The sequence below is a fragment of the Clostridium sulfidigenes genome, assembly GCF_052067195.1.
GTDB classification, from domain to species: Bacteria; Bacillota; Clostridia; order Clostridiales; family Clostridiaceae; genus Clostridium_J; species Clostridium_J sulfidigenes.
In genome coordinates this window covers 74,026-88,616 of record NZ_JBQHQR010000015.1, presented here as the reverse complement: position 1 = coordinate 88,616, position 14,591 = coordinate 74,026, and the positions used below count along the sequence as shown (strand labels likewise).

Sequence of the window (14,591 nt, the reverse complement as noted above, 5' to 3'; positions counted from 1 at the left end):
GTTACTTTTCACTAATGACATCTATCACATGGGTCATTCTTTCCACTTTCTTGTAGTGTTCCCTCTAAAATAGTTTTACTTCTAGATAAAGTAGAACAACTCTTTGTAGTATGATAGCTATTTCCATTAGGTGTCCAATATACTTTCCCTGGACTGCTTGTACTACCTGAATTATTGATAGTAGTATTTGTATTATTACTAGAATTTGAGTTGTTAGTTGAAGTATTCGTTTCTAAACTTGCATTATATTCATCAGGATTCACATTATCAAATTCATCATTAATTACATTGCCATTAATTGTATAAGTGTAGCTATAGTGACTTGGTATTTGTGTAGTTGTATTTGGATAAGTTATTATTGCAACAAACTCTGTACAACCTCCAGCATCTCGAATAACCTTTTCCATATAAGCCTGGTCACCATGCCTATTAAGGATACTATTCTGAGGAGTTATATTGTATGCATTGGAGACTCCACCAAGTGAATCAGCTATAACATGTCCCTCATCCAAGGTCCTACTTTCAACTCCTGGCACTTTCGCTTCATCTTGATAATATCTTCCACTTGAATTAACAGGCTCTGTTGAATCATCTTGCAAGATTATCTCCTTTGCTATTACCTTAACAAGCTGACCGTATTCATTGGTAAAAGCATAATATTCTCTATCTCCAAATCCTATGTCAACTACAACATTAGGTTCTCTGTGTCCAGATAGATTTCCACCATCAACTACTATCAGCTTATATCCTGAAAATATATCTTCTGTGATAACAGCTGAAGTTTCTTTCTTTGATTCTTCTTTTAAATTACTTGCAGTTTCCTTATCTGCTTCAGTTGATTCATCCATTGAAGTATCTTCAATTTTCTTCTCTTCTTTAGCTTCAATTTTATTACTTGCAATATTTTGTTGATTTTTTGCATCTTTTGGCATCATGGTCATGCCAAAAATTAAAACAGCAAATATTATTCCAATTAAGCTTGACAAAAATTTCTTCATCTCTTCAAAATTCCCCCTAATCATCTTCAGTTCTCTATTATTTTACCATCCAGGCATGGATAAAGCTACTTACATTAGTTTTTTATGTTAAGGTTATCTCTATTTATCTACACAAACTGCATAACTTATGAATATGTTACGTTTATAACCAACCTTTCCATATACCTATAATCCCTTATCTGTTATAATTAACCTATTGGTAATATTTAAAATAAATATTAATTAAAGGAGATTCCTATGAATTATAGAAATTTTTATGAATTTGAAGAATACTATTCAATACTCTTCTCTGAAAAAAAGTATGATGAAGTTTTAAATATACTCCTTCATGCAAATGAACTTTTACCAAAGGATGAATATGAAGAAAATCTATTTGAACTTATCATCGATGAATCTAGGGTATATACTCAAACCAATAATAGTGAGAGCTGTATTAATCTTATAAAAAAATCACTTGAAAAAGGTTATCCATTTCCCATACACTGGCCAAACTTTGATTTATTAAGAAACCACCCTGAATATGAGTCTCTTAATAATTTAAATACAAAGCTACTTCACCAAGCTAAAGAAAATTCTAAGCTAGAATATGAAGTTCACCTTCCAAAATCTTATGATCCAACAAAAAAATATCCATTATTCCTTTGCTTACATGGTGATGGATTTCATTGCAATATAAAAAATACTAGCTGGTATTGGAAGCCTGATGCACTTTTAGAAAAAGGATACATAGTTGTATATCCTCAATCATCACAAATGTATTTCCATAACAGCTTTGGCTGGCTTAGTGATCCCACTCTATCAAGAAAAGAACTGAAAGATTGCTATGAACAATTATTATTAGACTATTCCATTGATGAAACTTGTGTATTATTTGGAGGTTTCTCTGGTGGTGCAACTACCTCTATTGATATGGCTTTTCATAACATTATTCCAATAAAAGGAGTTATTGCATTATGCCCTGGTGATTACTTAGATATCGTCGGACTTGAAGATACAAAGAAATTAGCAGAAAGAAAAACAAAAATAGTTATTCTTGAAGGGGACCAGGACACTGACCCAGTTGTTCAGCATCTCTTAAAGATATTTAAGGAAGTTGGACTTGCTCATGAATATCATATTAATAAAGGAATTGGACACTGGTACCCAGAAGATTTAGATGAAAAAACTTTAAAGGCTGTGGAGTTTATAGTTAATAATTAATTGTGGGTGTGTCTACATCTTGTCGTGCTTATATTAATTTATATAATGTGGTTAGCGCAAGCTTTAAGCAGGTGGTGATGACCATCACCTGTATTAGGCTTGTGTTGCCTGCTTATTCATAATCATTTTAATCTGATTTTCGGAAAGCTGTAAATACAAATTGTCCGGGATATATTCCCCAAACGCTTCCATCACATCTAAAGAATGTGCTTCTACAATAATCTTATCAGCAGTAATATTCTGTAGTTCACGAAAATCCTCTGTTCTGATGTATTGAACCCCCGTCTATTCTCTAAGGTTCTAAATTTTAAAATACTTTTGTGTATTAATATACCCCCCTGTGTTAAAACAACAAAAAATCTCCCTCAGGAATGCTAACTGAAGGAGATAAAACACACTTTATTTTATTGTTGTTAATGCCTTAAACTATTGATATTACTAGACTTTCTTAGATAGCTGCATCACTGTCTTTACATATCTATAGAAAAGCTGTAAGTACAATTTAAAAAACATTTCCTAGCGACCCCATGGGTCTTTTTATAGTAAGGGGGCTAAGTCTAAAACTGGGACAAATACTTTATTTGCAATACCCATATTGCTATCTTTTTATAGCCTATCCCCTGTTCTCTTAATTATCTGATTTTTTATTTTTGATCCTCTGTCATTACTTCACCACTCAAAAGGTAGAAAAGTCAAGAAAATGTGAAAAAGTTGCATATTAGAAATATAAGTTATTTTTCATTTAATCATAATTAAGTCTATTACCTATGCTGCTAATGTATTTCTTACAAGCTTAGAATTTATTATTTCGTTTTTAATTGTATGCTCTTGCACCACATCTTTACCATTAAATTCTTTAATCAAATCAACTTGTGTTATTTGTTTTAAGAGTTTCACTAACATAATATTATTCTCAACTATTTTTTTATCATCAGAAGAATATATATCATAATCAATCTCTCTAGAAACTAAATATTCCAAGATTGAAACTTGTTTTTCATATACAGAGAAAAGTTGTTTTAACTCCGAATTTAAATTTATACTTACACCCCTGAGCTTATTTAAATAATTTATAGATTCATTCATAAGACGTATGGCTTTAGCTACTTCACTACGAACTTCTTCAGCTTTAAGCAGACTAGAATTACCTTTCGCATTTAAAAGTAAGCCTCCTACTGCTACTACTGGTCCTGCTACTGCAGCACCTAAAACAGTTGTACCTAGAGCCATTCCTCCTGCAGTAGCACTACTCCCAATCGCTCCACCACCTAGTGCTGCTAAAGTAGCATTAGTAGCAGCTGCTCCAGACAGTGCGCTAATAGCTGTTCCTGTCGATGCAACACCTATAGCCATTGTTCCACTATATGCAGCAAAACCTGCTAAAGCTCCTGCTCCAGCTGAAAGCATTGAACTGCCTAATATATCTATTGCTGTTATTGAAATATTTTGAATCTCATCTAACTCATGTTTTGTAAAAGATAACTTATCCTCATTATTTGCTGTGAATTGTGGTTTATTTTTAATCTTTTCAAACGCATCTGAAAATCTTTTAAAACTTTTCCAAATTTCAAGTTTTTGTTCTCCCAGCTCATCAAGACATGTTGTTGTTTTCTTCTCTGTTTCATCTAATTCACTTTTTTTCTTATCATAATCATACTGTGCACTTGAAATTATTTTCTTTGCATCATGAACCTTTTTTGCACCCATACCTCCACTAACAAGTCCAGTACCACCAGCTACTGCTGCTGCACCTAATAATATAAATGGTAATGGCATATTACTCACTCCTCCTTAATTTTTTACAACATTCGTAATTCAATTCATAATATTGTTCTAATGACATTTCAGTTTTAAATATTTTTTTATAAGCATCATCAATACGGCATTTTAGTGGTCTATTTTCATATATTAAGCACAGATTTGTTTCTCTGTCTAAGTGTTTACAAACCCCACTTCCATCATCAAGGTCCAGATACAAATCTATGCCACCTATACTTCTGCAGCAACTACCGCAACGATTACATTTAAACATTAACTTTCAATCACCTCATTTAACCTTTTATATACATTCGTTAATTCATTTATTGCCAGTATTGTGTTCTCTAGTTTTTCATCTGCTATCTCAAATGTGGCTTGAATTCTTTTCATAAAACCTTTCTCCAAAGTATCATACACCCCATCACCCACGATAAGTGCTGTAATCTCAACGAGTATAATATTAACTTCTTTTGGTGAGCATGTCGCTTTCAATTCATGTAACACTGTATCCAAATCTTTTGTGACAAGATACTCACTTTTGGGTAATCCCATTTCATTGCAATAAGAATTTACTATAAATTTTTCTTCTTCTCCAAGATTATTATTTGACATTGCAGCATGAATACTTAAGTCTAAAAATAGTTTTTTCTTATTTAAATCTAATTGTGCTAAATACATACTAAACTCCCCCATTTTTTTATTTATATTATAAGGATAGAATCCTTATCATTCATAAAATCGTCTAACGATTCATATGGCAACTTGATGTTACGTTCAAGAAGTACTTGATGAAGTGTAAAATTTAATTCTTCAATTGTTGATGCTAATTGCAATCTTGCATTAATATTCTTTAGATTTACTATTTCTTTTTCTAGAGTAACATAATCTATAGATGCTAGATTAGATACATATATAGTGAGCTTTTTATTAACTTCTCTGAAATACTCTAACTTATAATCGAACTCACTCTTAAGTTGATTAGCATAATCTACAATCTTTTGAACTATTTTAGAATGATCTAAGAAATATAGCATTGATACTGTCATTATTCCTGTAACCATACATCCAATAAAAGATGGAAGTACATCTGCAATAATAGGTACCTTTATTGGATTCATTTTTGATATTGCCTCTTGAACTAAGCTACCGCAAATTACAGATACGCTTGTTGCAATAATTTTAGCAACAGCTCGTAACATCTCTCCAAATGGTAAGTTATCCGGATTGAATACTAAAATCTTTACAGCTTCAACAATTGAAGCCCATGATTCTCGCAATATTTTTCCTACACATTTTGCAGTAGTGAAAAATATGTTAGTTAGTGTAGATGAAATAGATGATAGTATTCCAGCTAGCATACCATCCTTAAATGCTGAGATTACTTCCTTATATTTAGCAATAATACCATTAAAGGCTTTTTTTATTGTATTAGCAATTTCCTTTAAAAATTGTGGCAATTCAAAGTTATTTTTCATCTTAGAAACTATTTCGGGAAACTCTTCCTTAACAGTAAACCATACTTCTGTTAATACTAATCCCAAACATTGACGTAGCCCCATTTGAGTTCCTTTTTTCAAACTCGCCTTAGCTGTTGATTTCAAAAACTTACTACTAGTATAATATGTATATGCTATTTCTTTTTCGTAAGCTTTTCTTGCTTCAGTATCTTTTTCTTTAAGTCTTTGAGTATCTACTGATTCTAACTTCTCAAGCTTATTAAGTTCCTTTTGCTCTTTTTCTGTTAGATTTTTCTTTACCTTCAATTCATTAATTTTTTCTCTTCTTTGCTGGCTATCTTCATCTAGCTTTTTTAAGAATTCTTCTGAACTTTTAGCTTTCTTAGATCGATTAATACTTCTATCTGTTGCATTTAAGTTTGTATCTGTATTTGCTAAATCCTCTCCTGATAACCCTGCTAATACTCTGCCTGGGTCATCATGAATTTCTTTTGCTGAAATTGTATGATCTAAATCAATATTTGCATTTTGGTTCACCTTATTCCCAGTATAAGCATCTTCAAGGTTTCCATTTTTCTTTTGTTCACTAATCTTTTTATTAGTAGCCATATAGTTCTTATGTTTGTGATAGGAATCCGAGTTGTATTCTCCTCTATTTTCATATGACGCTTGATTTTTTTTATCTGCATAATCAGTTACGCTTGAATCTCTAACAGTATTAATTGTATCAACATCTCCACCACGTCTATCTGCTATTAACAATGCATCAAGACCAAATGAAGTTATCAAACTCCTAACTACTACTTTTTCATACTCTTTAAAGATTCCATTAAATACTGGTGAATTATCAAAATCGTTTTCTTCTAAAGTGATTTCTTTACTATCTATATCTTGTACAAACTTTAACGTATTTGCTTCTCCTTGAGACATATTTTCCCTCCTAACATTCTATCATTCTTTAACAAACTAATATTCTTCTATTTACATATAAGATCCAACTTTATCCCACTTGTCTACAAATAATGTTTTAAGTTCACTATTAATATATCTTTTCATATAAATCTGGTATTTACCTTTTTTAGTAATAGAATATTGAATTTTTTCATCATCCTTATTTTTACTAAGTTCATCTCTATCAATTATCCAAAAGGTATTTTTTCCATTATTACTTATATACACAATCATAAAATCAAACTTAAAGTTGTTATCATTCCATATATCTATTGAAAAATCTGTGTTGCTATTGTTAGTATCAACATACTTAACTTCTATTTTTATAGGATTATTATAATCATTAGACAAAGCTATAATGTCACATTGAGATTATGTTGGATCTAATGGGACAAACAAATTTGTGATATCATTTTTAAGCAAAGCTTTATATACAGACAACTCTCCTAATTTACCATTGATTCCTCTATTCATTATTCTCAACTCACCTCACTTCTTCACCATTCCCATATATCTCAGAATTAACTGTATACACCGACTCTTAAAATCTCTAAGTATTAGATACATGAAGCTTTTTACCACTTTCTTCGTCAATTATTATATATATAAATTTTTCATCTTTTCAATACTTTCCACTATTTCTTCCCTTAATTTATCAGAACCTATAACTTCTACAGAATCCCCCTGACTTAAAAGCCACATTTTTATCCCTTTACCAAATAATTTTGCTTCAACTATGTATTCTCCTTGTTTTTCCTTTATCACTTTAGCATTAGGTAACCTATCTAAAACTGCCTCGATAGATCTACCTGTAAATCTAAACTTTACCCTTTCTAGTTCTCCTGTTTGCATAAATTGAATTAATTTTCTAAACTCACCATCTTGAAATCTTTTACTATAATCTACTTTATATTTTTTATCAGTAATGATTAAATCTTTAATTCTATCTACTCTATAAATAGTAGGATATTCATAGCTTTTTCCTTCAATATAAGCTATGAGATAAAAATAATACTCTGAAAATAACAATCCTAGTGGATATACATTTCTTTGCGAAACTTCTTCTTGTAATTTTCCATCAGTACCCATTTTAAAATATCCAATGCTCAGTATTTTCTGTTCTTTTATCGCATTGCTTATTTGCCATAACTTATCTAAAAGCTTCTTACTATGTTGTGGTGAAACATAGTTAACTAACTCATTTCCTATAATTCTTTTAATATTATCTTTATCTTCGCTTATACAATTTTCAAGGAGCTTGTCTAACATATCTTTTAGCTCCATCTTTACAAAACCTCTGCTTTCCAAAAGCACTTTAGAAATAGCTAGAACTTCCTTTTCATTGAGATTTCTTTCATGCTTACCTTTAAGAATATATCCTCCTTTTGCCCTGTCTGCTATTATTTCTTCACCAACTAATTCACCATCAGGCTTTTCTAGAAATTTTTTAATATCTTCTATATATCTATAGAAAGTTCTTTCACTAATATTAAATTTGTCTTCTACATCATTCTTCCTAACTATTTTTCCTTCAAATAATCTATTGTAAATATATAACAAGACTTCTGATTTAAATCTTTCCATTTCTAAAATTTTACTCCTTTAGATAGTATAACCTATTTATTTTTCTACACATATTCCTTAAATCCTCCTTTTTTCTCTTTTCATTTTATACATTTCTATATCTGCATTTTTTATTATCTCACTAGTAGATAGTTTTTCTTCCATTTTTTTAATGTATTCATAGAATCCATAACTAATGCTCAAATTGTATTTTTCATAATTACCATTAATCTTTTCTACTAATTTTAAAATTCTCTCCCATACTTTATTAACTTCTTGCATTGTTGTTTCAGGAAATACTATTAAAAACTCATCACCTCCCATTCTAATAACAAAATCAGTTTTTCTAATACCTTCTTTTAAAATTTTAGCTATACACGTTAATAGCTTGTCACCCTCTCCATGTCCAAAATTATCATTTATAGTCTTTAATCCATCCACATCAATAAAGCAAACAACAAGATTTTTATTATTACTTTGAGATAATTTAAACTCTCTTTCTAGAAATCCTAAACCCGATTTTTTATTTAATACACCTGTCATCCCATCTATATTAGCTAAGTAACTTAATTTTTTATTTTCTAACCTTAATTCTTCTAACATATCATCCTTCTGTATTAAAATCTCAATAAGTCTTTCTTTGCTGACATTGTTGTAACTCACTACTTATACCCCCATCAAAATTTGTATTTCTTAAACCTTATCTTAATTATAAAGCCTCATTATGCCATTGACTGTCAGTTTAAATATCTTTATAAAAAAGAAACTATAGGTACTACCCCAAAAGCTATTGTTAGTACCTGCTCTATGCTCCCATAGTTTTGATATTATTGGTATTTTCATTTCGTTACCTCCTAAAAATGGGTATAAAAAAAGCACCTGGTTTGAGATGCTCTAATTAAAACTATAAAATTTTACTATATATCCTTTGTTTCACTAATTAACTTCCCTTTACTATCTAACGTATATATATACCCTTCCCAATCTTTAACCCTTATTTTATCCTCTTCAATTTCAAATATATCACTACCATCTGGTGTAGTAAATATATCTCTCACAATGTGTATGTGTTATCAACTTCAATATTTATATTATACTTTTCACTTGATACTCTCATCATCTAGCACTTCCATACTTTACGTTTATTGGTTAATTGTTTTAGATATTATTAACTATTCATAACACATTAATGGATCTTAACCATACCACGTTGCATTATCATCCTTGCCTCCTGTTAAATCCATTCAGGAAATAGTATACCAGTTTGGTATTCGTCTATTAAAATTTTCATAATGACCAAATGATTTTTTACATATTTTAACCATATTGTCAATGTCTTTTTGTCCAAACTTCTCAGCCCATTTTATTGAATATAGTGAGGCATGTGCTACATATACTGCGTGAATTCCCCAAAAATCTTCTGGAACATTATCATCAAAATAAGCATCAATCTGTCCTTTACAATATGGAATACTCACTTCTGTTCCAAAACTCTCGAGCTTATAAAATTCTTCATAGGGATCGCCAATTTCCCAACGGTTAAAATCTATTACACCAATTTTCCCTTCAGGTGTCAGTATCAAATTTCCAGGATGAAAATCCCCATGTTGATAAACAGGCGGCTTCGACCATATCTTATCAAGATTATCATTTATAAATTCAAGTGCAACTTCATCTCCAGCAATTCTCACATTAGAATCAATATATTTTTGGATTTGAATTTTCTTCTTAGGAACTTTTGTATTTGATGGAATTTCAGTATCAGGTACTTTAAGACCATGTATTCTTCTTAATATATCCCCTGCTTCCCGACCTAACAAATATTGTTTATCTTGTTCAAGTTTAGGTAATGCAAGTTCTAAATCTTCACCTTCAACCCAAGTTAACAATATATAGACATTTTGATTCTCATTACATACCCCAAAACTAACTGGTTCTGACATTATAAATCCTAGGTTTGTATATTTACAAATAACCTCATACTCTTTTTTCTTCTCCTCATATTTATCTATATTAGAAATCCTCAAAACCAACTTTTGATTATCCACTGTTTCAATATAATATTTTATATCATCAGACCAACCTCTATTGATTTTCTCAACTATACACCACTTATCATGATTTTTAATTTCCTCAAACAATTCAATTCCCCCTTATTTTATCCCTCTCTTGATATACAGTTTAAGCTTATTCATTTATAACCAATGAAATAGAAATATTTACTCACCTATAATTGGCTCAATCAAATCCCAAACTTCCCCTCCATCACCAATGTCCCCAGTTATTACACTTTTTCTCCCTTCAATATATTTAACCTGAACTTCATAATATCTTCCACTTTAAAATATTTCACTGACCACCTATGATTGTAGCATAAACACCCATAATCTGGATCGTTGTCTGTTACAAGGCAACCTCCTAAAATAACTTCCTTTCTTTCATAAGCTTCCATAGCTTCATAAGATGGCATTCCATAGTGTATGGACCTTCTTTTTGCACGCTTGTAATTAAATTCACATATTCATCTATATAATTTCACTTCATATCCTAATTGTTGGCCTTTTTTTAATCTTAATAACTCATTTATAAAATAGAAAAATTGATAGTCAGTTCCTATTATTTTTGTGTCTGCTGAAGTTAAATCATATCTTTTTCTCTCTGTATTCGTCAAAACATCACTCACTCTTTATTGATAAAATCTAATCATTGCTAATTGAATATATTTACAATAATTATAACATTAATAGCCATAATATAACATTAATTACGCTAAAATACTTATATGATTTAGAAACAGACTTTCCAATACATTTATAAAAAATATTTATAAAGAAAAAAACTATGAAGTTATAATTAAAAATCAATCTACTTCATAGTTTTATTATCACATACTTACTTTTTATAATTACATATCTACATTCACCATATCAAATCCCCACTCTAACTTTAACATCCTGAATAACCTCTTTATTTCTAAAATCATCACCATTTGTGTTAAAGTTATAAAAGCTTGCAAAGTGAGTAAATTCAATGATTATATCAAATCCTTGCAACGTATTCCTACAACCGCTTCAGCAGTAGTCGCCTGCCAATCATCCGTCGCTTCACTCGGATTATTGGGGAGCCCTTGCATGGACATTCGTAAAGCTTACTTCTTTTTTATAGATTATTTTATAACATTGTCTTGTTTGATATTATCTAAGATAGGATCTCCCAATTTGGTTTTATATCTTTTACAATCTCCAACATATTTTATGCCCTCTACTGACCATGGATCAAGCCCCATCTTAATAACAATCTCTTTTTCAGCTGTAGAAAGAACTGAATGATAATATTTTCTAAATTGAGCCAATTTCAGTTCTTGAGGAACCATCATGCTCTTCAACTTGCTATAGGCATTTTTATTTTTCTTCAAATTAGCTGAACGCATATGCTTTCTTTCCTTTTCAACAACTGATGGAAGTTTTATAATCTCCATACAGCATCCTCATCCTTCAATTATTTTTCTAAGTCTATCCAATATATACATATAATCTGCATTTTTTTGTTTTATAAACCAATAAACCAAATAGGACTCTATCTCTTCTATTCCTTGTCCCATCACATCAGAAATTTTTTTTAACTTCTTCTTTGAATCCCCTTCTATACTCACATCAGGAAATCCATCCTCACCTAAAAGCACTTTTAATCTTGCTTCATCATAAACAATATCTTCTGGTATAGTCTTAGGCAAAAAAGATACAAAATGTCTAAAATATTCTAAGTAAAAGATAAGAAATTCCGCTTCTTGCTCTACATTACTTCTACCGGCTTTTTTATTTGCATCGACTCCCCAATCAATTTTATCCGCGCTGATTCCAACAGCTTTTTTGAATATATCTTTTAAATATTTTTCAGTCTTGTCCACCTCTGGAATTTTTGATAAATCAGGTATTTCATCTTGTTTCTGATCACCATCAAAGATAATATACCGATCATATATTTTTGTCTTGGAGTACGTTAAAATTGTATATTTTTTTATATTTGATGCTCCACCTGGATAAAATTCGACCTTCAGTAATTCATCCAAACCCTCTTCTTTTAATACTCCATCAATTATTCGTTTTGCCATATTATCTTCAACAATAATATGCTTCTTATCAATGATTTCAGTGCCTAATTCTAAAAAAGCATTTTGGGAAAAAACCTGTTCTTCTATTAGAATAATGTCATTTTCAATTTTTCTGAAACACTTAATTGCAGATTTGGGCAAATTTTCTACTATACTGGTTGAATGAGTTGTTACGATAACTTGGATTTTCTTTTTTTTAATTAACTCCAAGATATAGTAAATTAGTCTTTTCTGTGCACCTGGATGCAAGGATACTTCTGGTTCATCCAACAAAAGAATACTTTCTGATGGAATTTTCTCTATCCTATCAATCATACTAGCAATGACAAACTCACCACTCCCTGCATTGTATTCAGAATATTGCTTTCCATCATTAAAAATAACACTCGTTCCCCATGTTCCACTGTAAAACTTGTGCCTAATCACTTCAATTGATTTAATATTCCCCTGTAGTATCAAATTTACAGTTTGCACAGCACTAATACTTAAAAAATGTCTTTGCTTTCGTTTACTATTGCTTGTAGGGTTCTGCATTATTTTTTTCGACTGTTTTATTACATACTCAACCTTCTGTATCTGCTCGGTACTTTTTCCTATATCATCATACAAAAAACTTTTATCTATAGCTCCTACCATAGTTTTCGTTTGAATATAAGCAATATTAAGATTAGCAGGAATTTCTCCCTCCTTACCCCACTCATTTTGTCGCAGTCTTTTATATTTCAATAATTCTCCATCCATTAAATATGATATATTTGCATTATAGAAACCGCCGTCATCAATTACTGTTTCAAAAAATTCATTTTGTGGTATCTGTTTTCCAGAAAGTAATTTTATGGCTTTCATCACAGTTGTTTTACCACTGCCGTTTTTTCCCACTATCACTGTAAGCGGAAAAGTAAAATTCAATTCCGAATCCTCTGCAAATTTCCTGAAATTATGTATTTTCACTTGTGACAATCTATTTTTAATAATTCCTTTATTATACAACATTCCAACATCACTTATAAGTTTATCTATATTATCAGTCATAACGCATCAATAACCTTCCTATTCTCCTCAATTCAAAAATCATAGACTTAACTATATTCTTGTTTAGTACAGACTAGTACTATACCAATAAATAATTAAAACTTCTTCCACCTAGTGTATAACTATCTTAGATAAATCCATACACATAATTCATTGCTACCTTTTACTACAACATACATATTATAAACATCACCACGTTCTGTTTTTCTGTGATATGATGCCCCACAACCTCAACATACAAGTATATTACCTAAAAAGTACGTACTGTTATATTTATTTTTGGATGATTCTGTACTTCCATCGTCATTATGAATAATTCTTTCACGTCGTTTCATTTTCTCTTGCACTCTATCAAAAATATCTTTTGATAAAATAGCAGGATGAGTGACTTCCACATAGTATTTCGTTCTCTCTACATGATTTACTTTTCTTTTACCAGATATAAAATCATTAGTAGATCTCTTTTTAAATGCAGTACAACCCTTATACTTCTCATTTTTAAGCATTTTTTGAATTACGTATGTTGCCCAAACCTCTTTACCTGTAACTGTTTTTATTTTCTTGTTTTCCAAATACTCCTTTATCTGTTGTAATGTTATTCCATCCAAATATATCTTAAATATTGTTTTCACAACCTATGCTTGCTCAGGTACAATGACTAAGCTACCTTTTTCCTTTTTAAAAAAACAATTTGTTTACGCCCCCTGGGGATACTTCCGTAGTACTGATTCACCAACCTGGTATTATGATGTCCAATAGTAGAATATTTCTCCATTTCCTCATTTGCTTTTCATACAAAATTCTAAGTTCACATCTGTTATTCTAATTCTACATATTAGATTCAACATAGTCATAATAATTTTTTTCTTTAATCGTTTGTCTATCACTTAATTTTAGTATCTCTGATTCTAAACAATCTTTGATTTTCATCGTAAATATACTAATATTTTTATTTCGAATTGCGTTATTTTACCGTCCATTATATTAACATTCCAAATTTATTTCTTAACTCCTCATTACTTTCTATTCTATCAATAACCCACGGCTGCAAAAAGAATTTTATTTTTGGATCAAGCATATCCACCATATGGCTCTGTCCTGCTGGTGAAATCACATGATAATGTTGCAGTTCTATTACAAGACCATTATTCATTGGTATTTCTAATGTGTGTGTTTGCTCCTGTATAAATGCTTTAATAAGCATTACTTTCTCCTCATTCATCTTTTTCAGATATTTGATTTGGCCCTCTACTACTCTTTTAGAAACTTTCTTGTCATGGAATAGATGATATATCTTTGAAATCATAAGTACAATTAGTATCGCTGCCGAAACAACAAACACAATTCCTATTGCGAAACCATATTTGTCACGAAACTCCGTCATATATAATTTTTTTATAATACTATCTGGCAGTAACAGTAATGTTCCACTTGCTAGTGTTAAGGCGCCAAGTATATTAGGTGGCAACTTTAAGAAATCTATAAAATCTTTCACTTATTTTCCTCCATATAAATCCGACA

At 30.5% G+C, this 14,591-nt stretch carries 19 protein-coding genes; 1 reads left to right on the top strand and 18 read right to left on the bottom strand.

What is annotated here, in order from left to right; genetic code table 11:
* Window positions 1-11: 11 nt before the first annotated feature.
* A complete protein-coding gene (locus tag ACTNBA_RS15755) occupies window positions 12-998 on the bottom strand; it encodes a DNA/RNA non-specific endonuclease (protein ID WP_441075219.1) in 987 nt (328 codons plus the stop codon).
* A gap of 237 nt (window positions 999-1,235) precedes the next feature.
* On the opposite strand from ACTNBA_RS15755, the gene ACTNBA_RS15750 reads away from it, so the two are divergent.
* Window positions 1,236-2,198: an alpha/beta hydrolase gene (locus ACTNBA_RS15750; RefSeq protein WP_441075218.1), complete on the top strand. Its 963-nt coding sequence runs from the start codon at window positions 1,236-1,238 to the stop codon at window positions 2,196-2,198.
* A gap of 765 nt (window positions 2,199-2,963) precedes the next feature.
* On the opposite strand, the gene ACTNBA_RS15745 is transcribed toward ACTNBA_RS15750, so the two are convergent.
* From ACTNBA_RS15745 to ACTNBA_RS15665, 17 genes are all read right to left on the bottom strand, one after another.
* Window positions 2,964-3,974 carry a hypothetical protein gene (locus ACTNBA_RS15745; protein WP_441075217.1) on the bottom strand — a complete coding sequence of 337 codons (1,011 nt, stop codon included), beginning with the start codon at window positions 3,972-3,974 and terminating at the stop codon, window positions 2,964-2,966.
* Between the two features lies 1 nt (window position 3,975).
* A complete protein-coding gene (locus tag ACTNBA_RS15740; protein WP_441075216.1) occupies window positions 3,976-4,230 on the bottom strand; it encodes a YkgJ family cysteine cluster protein in 255 nt (84 codons plus the stop codon).
* On the bottom strand, window positions 4,230-4,634 hold the full coding sequence (locus tag ACTNBA_RS15735; protein ID WP_441075214.1) for a hypothetical protein: 405 nt from the start codon (window positions 4,632-4,634) through the stop codon (window positions 4,230-4,232). The genes ACTNBA_RS15740 and ACTNBA_RS15735 overlap by 1 nt, the downstream gene beginning before the upstream one ends.
* Window positions 4,635-4,657: 23 nt before the next feature.
* Window positions 4,658-6,343 carry a hypothetical protein gene (locus ACTNBA_RS15730; RefSeq protein WP_441075213.1) on the bottom strand — a complete coding sequence of 562 codons (1,686 nt, stop codon included), beginning with the start codon at window positions 6,341-6,343 and terminating at the stop codon, window positions 4,658-4,660.
* A gap of 51 nt (window positions 6,344-6,394) precedes the next feature.
* Window positions 6,395-6,715 (bottom strand): hypothetical protein, encoded by a 321-nt coding sequence (locus ACTNBA_RS15725; protein WP_441075211.1) that lies wholly within the window; start codon window positions 6,713-6,715, stop codon window positions 6,395-6,397.
* A 246-nt stretch (window positions 6,716-6,961) separates the two neighbouring features.
* Complete coding sequence (locus ACTNBA_RS15720; protein ID WP_441075209.1) at window positions 6,962-7,948, bottom strand: helix-turn-helix transcriptional regulator; 987 nt, start codon at window positions 7,946-7,948, stop codon at window positions 6,962-6,964.
* 57 nt (window positions 7,949-8,005) lie between these two features.
* Entirely contained in the window at window positions 8,006-8,590 is a 585-nt protein-coding gene (locus ACTNBA_RS15715) for a GGDEF domain-containing protein (protein WP_441075207.1), read from the bottom strand.
* A 42-nt stretch (window positions 8,591-8,632) separates the two neighbouring features.
* Complete coding sequence (locus tag ACTNBA_RS15710) at window positions 8,633-8,770, bottom strand: hypothetical protein (protein ID WP_441075205.1); 138 nt, start codon at window positions 8,768-8,770, stop codon at window positions 8,633-8,635.
* A 74-nt stretch (window positions 8,771-8,844) separates the two neighbouring features.
* Window positions 8,845-8,985, bottom strand: a complete 141-nt coding sequence (locus tag ACTNBA_RS15705; RefSeq protein ID WP_441075203.1) for a hypothetical protein — start codon at window positions 8,983-8,985, stop codon at window positions 8,845-8,847.
* A gap of 186 nt (window positions 8,986-9,171) precedes the next feature.
* Window positions 9,172-10,068, bottom strand: a complete 897-nt coding sequence (locus ACTNBA_RS15700) for an aminoglycoside phosphotransferase family protein (RefSeq protein WP_441075202.1) — start codon at window positions 10,066-10,068, stop codon at window positions 9,172-9,174.
* 143 nt (window positions 10,069-10,211) lie between these two features.
* Window positions 10,212-10,397: a hypothetical protein gene (locus ACTNBA_RS15695; RefSeq protein WP_441075201.1), complete on the bottom strand. Its 186-nt coding sequence runs from the start codon at window positions 10,395-10,397 to the stop codon at window positions 10,212-10,214.
* A 51-nt stretch (window positions 10,398-10,448) separates the two neighbouring features.
* Window positions 10,449-10,598, bottom strand: coding sequence for a hypothetical protein (locus ACTNBA_RS15690; RefSeq protein WP_441075200.1), 150 nt, complete (start codon window positions 10,596-10,598; stop codon window positions 10,449-10,451).
* Between the two features lie 256 nt (window positions 10,599-10,854).
* Window positions 10,855-10,980 carry a hypothetical protein gene (locus tag ACTNBA_RS15685; protein WP_441075199.1) on the bottom strand — a complete coding sequence of 42 codons (126 nt, stop codon included), beginning with the start codon at window positions 10,978-10,980 and terminating at the stop codon, window positions 10,855-10,857.
* Window positions 10,981-11,093: 113 nt separating this feature from the next.
* The gene (locus tag ACTNBA_RS15680) at window positions 11,094-11,405 is read right to left on the bottom strand and encodes a hypothetical protein (RefSeq protein WP_441075197.1); all 312 of its coding nucleotides are present in this window, start codon (window positions 11,403-11,405) and stop codon (window positions 11,094-11,096) included.
* A 9-nt stretch (window positions 11,406-11,414) separates the two neighbouring features.
* Window positions 11,415-13,070, bottom strand: a complete 1,656-nt coding sequence (locus ACTNBA_RS15675; protein WP_441075196.1) for an ATP-dependent nuclease — start codon at window positions 13,068-13,070, stop codon at window positions 11,415-11,417.
* A gap of 230 nt (window positions 13,071-13,300) precedes the next feature.
* Window positions 13,301-13,702 (bottom strand): recombinase family protein, encoded by a 402-nt coding sequence (locus ACTNBA_RS15670; RefSeq protein ID WP_441075194.1) that lies wholly within the window; start codon window positions 13,700-13,702, stop codon window positions 13,301-13,303.
* A 347-nt stretch (window positions 13,703-14,049) separates the two neighbouring features.
* The gene (locus ACTNBA_RS15665; RefSeq protein ID WP_441075193.1) at window positions 14,050-14,538 is read right to left on the bottom strand and encodes a superinfection exclusion B family protein; all 489 of its coding nucleotides are present in this window, start codon (window positions 14,536-14,538) and stop codon (window positions 14,050-14,052) included.
* Between the last annotated feature and the right edge of the window lie 53 nt (window positions 14,539-14,591).

What these genes read in the sequence shown, in the direction of transcription:
- ACTNBA_RS15695 (WP_441075201.1), bottom strand. Translation starts at nt 10,397, where the DNA reads ATGCCATCTTATGAAGCTATGGAAGCTTATGAAAGAAAGGAAGTTATT.
- ACTNBA_RS15675 (WP_441075196.1), bottom strand. Translation starts at nt 13,070, where the DNA reads ATGACTGATAATATAGATAAACTTATAAGTGATGTTGGAATGTTGTAT.
- ACTNBA_RS15735 (WP_441075214.1), bottom strand. Translation starts at nt 4,634, where the DNA reads ATGTATTTAGCACAATTAGATTTAAATAAGAAAAAACTATTTTTAGAC.
- ACTNBA_RS15680 (WP_441075197.1), bottom strand. Translation starts at nt 11,405, where the DNA reads ATGGAGATTATAAAACTTCCATCAGTTGTTGAAAAGGAAAGAAAGCAT.
- ACTNBA_RS15755 (WP_441075219.1), bottom strand. Translation starts at nt 998, where the DNA reads ATGAAGAAATTTTTGTCAAGCTTAATTGGAATAATATTTGCTGTTTTA.
- ACTNBA_RS15720 (WP_441075209.1), bottom strand. Translation starts at nt 7,948, where the DNA reads ATGGAAAGATTTAAATCAGAAGTCTTGTTATATATTTACAATAGATTA.
- ACTNBA_RS15730 (WP_441075213.1), bottom strand. Translation starts at nt 6,343, where the DNA reads ATGTCTCAAGGAGAAGCAAATACGTTAAAGTTTGTACAAGATATAGAT.
- ACTNBA_RS15745 (WP_441075217.1), bottom strand. Translation starts at nt 3,974, where the DNA reads ATGCCATTACCATTTATATTATTAGGTGCAGCAGCAGTAGCTGGTGGT.
- ACTNBA_RS15710 (WP_441075205.1), bottom strand. Translation starts at nt 8,770, where the DNA reads ATGAAAATACCAATAATATCAAAACTATGGGAGCATAGAGCAGGTACT.
- ACTNBA_RS15750 (WP_441075218.1), top strand. Translation starts at nt 1,236, where the DNA reads ATGAATTATAGAAATTTTTATGAATTTGAAGAATACTATTCAATACTC.
- ACTNBA_RS15740 (WP_441075216.1), bottom strand. Translation starts at nt 4,230, where the DNA reads ATGTTTAAATGTAATCGTTGCGGTAGTTGCTGCAGAAGTATAGGTGGC.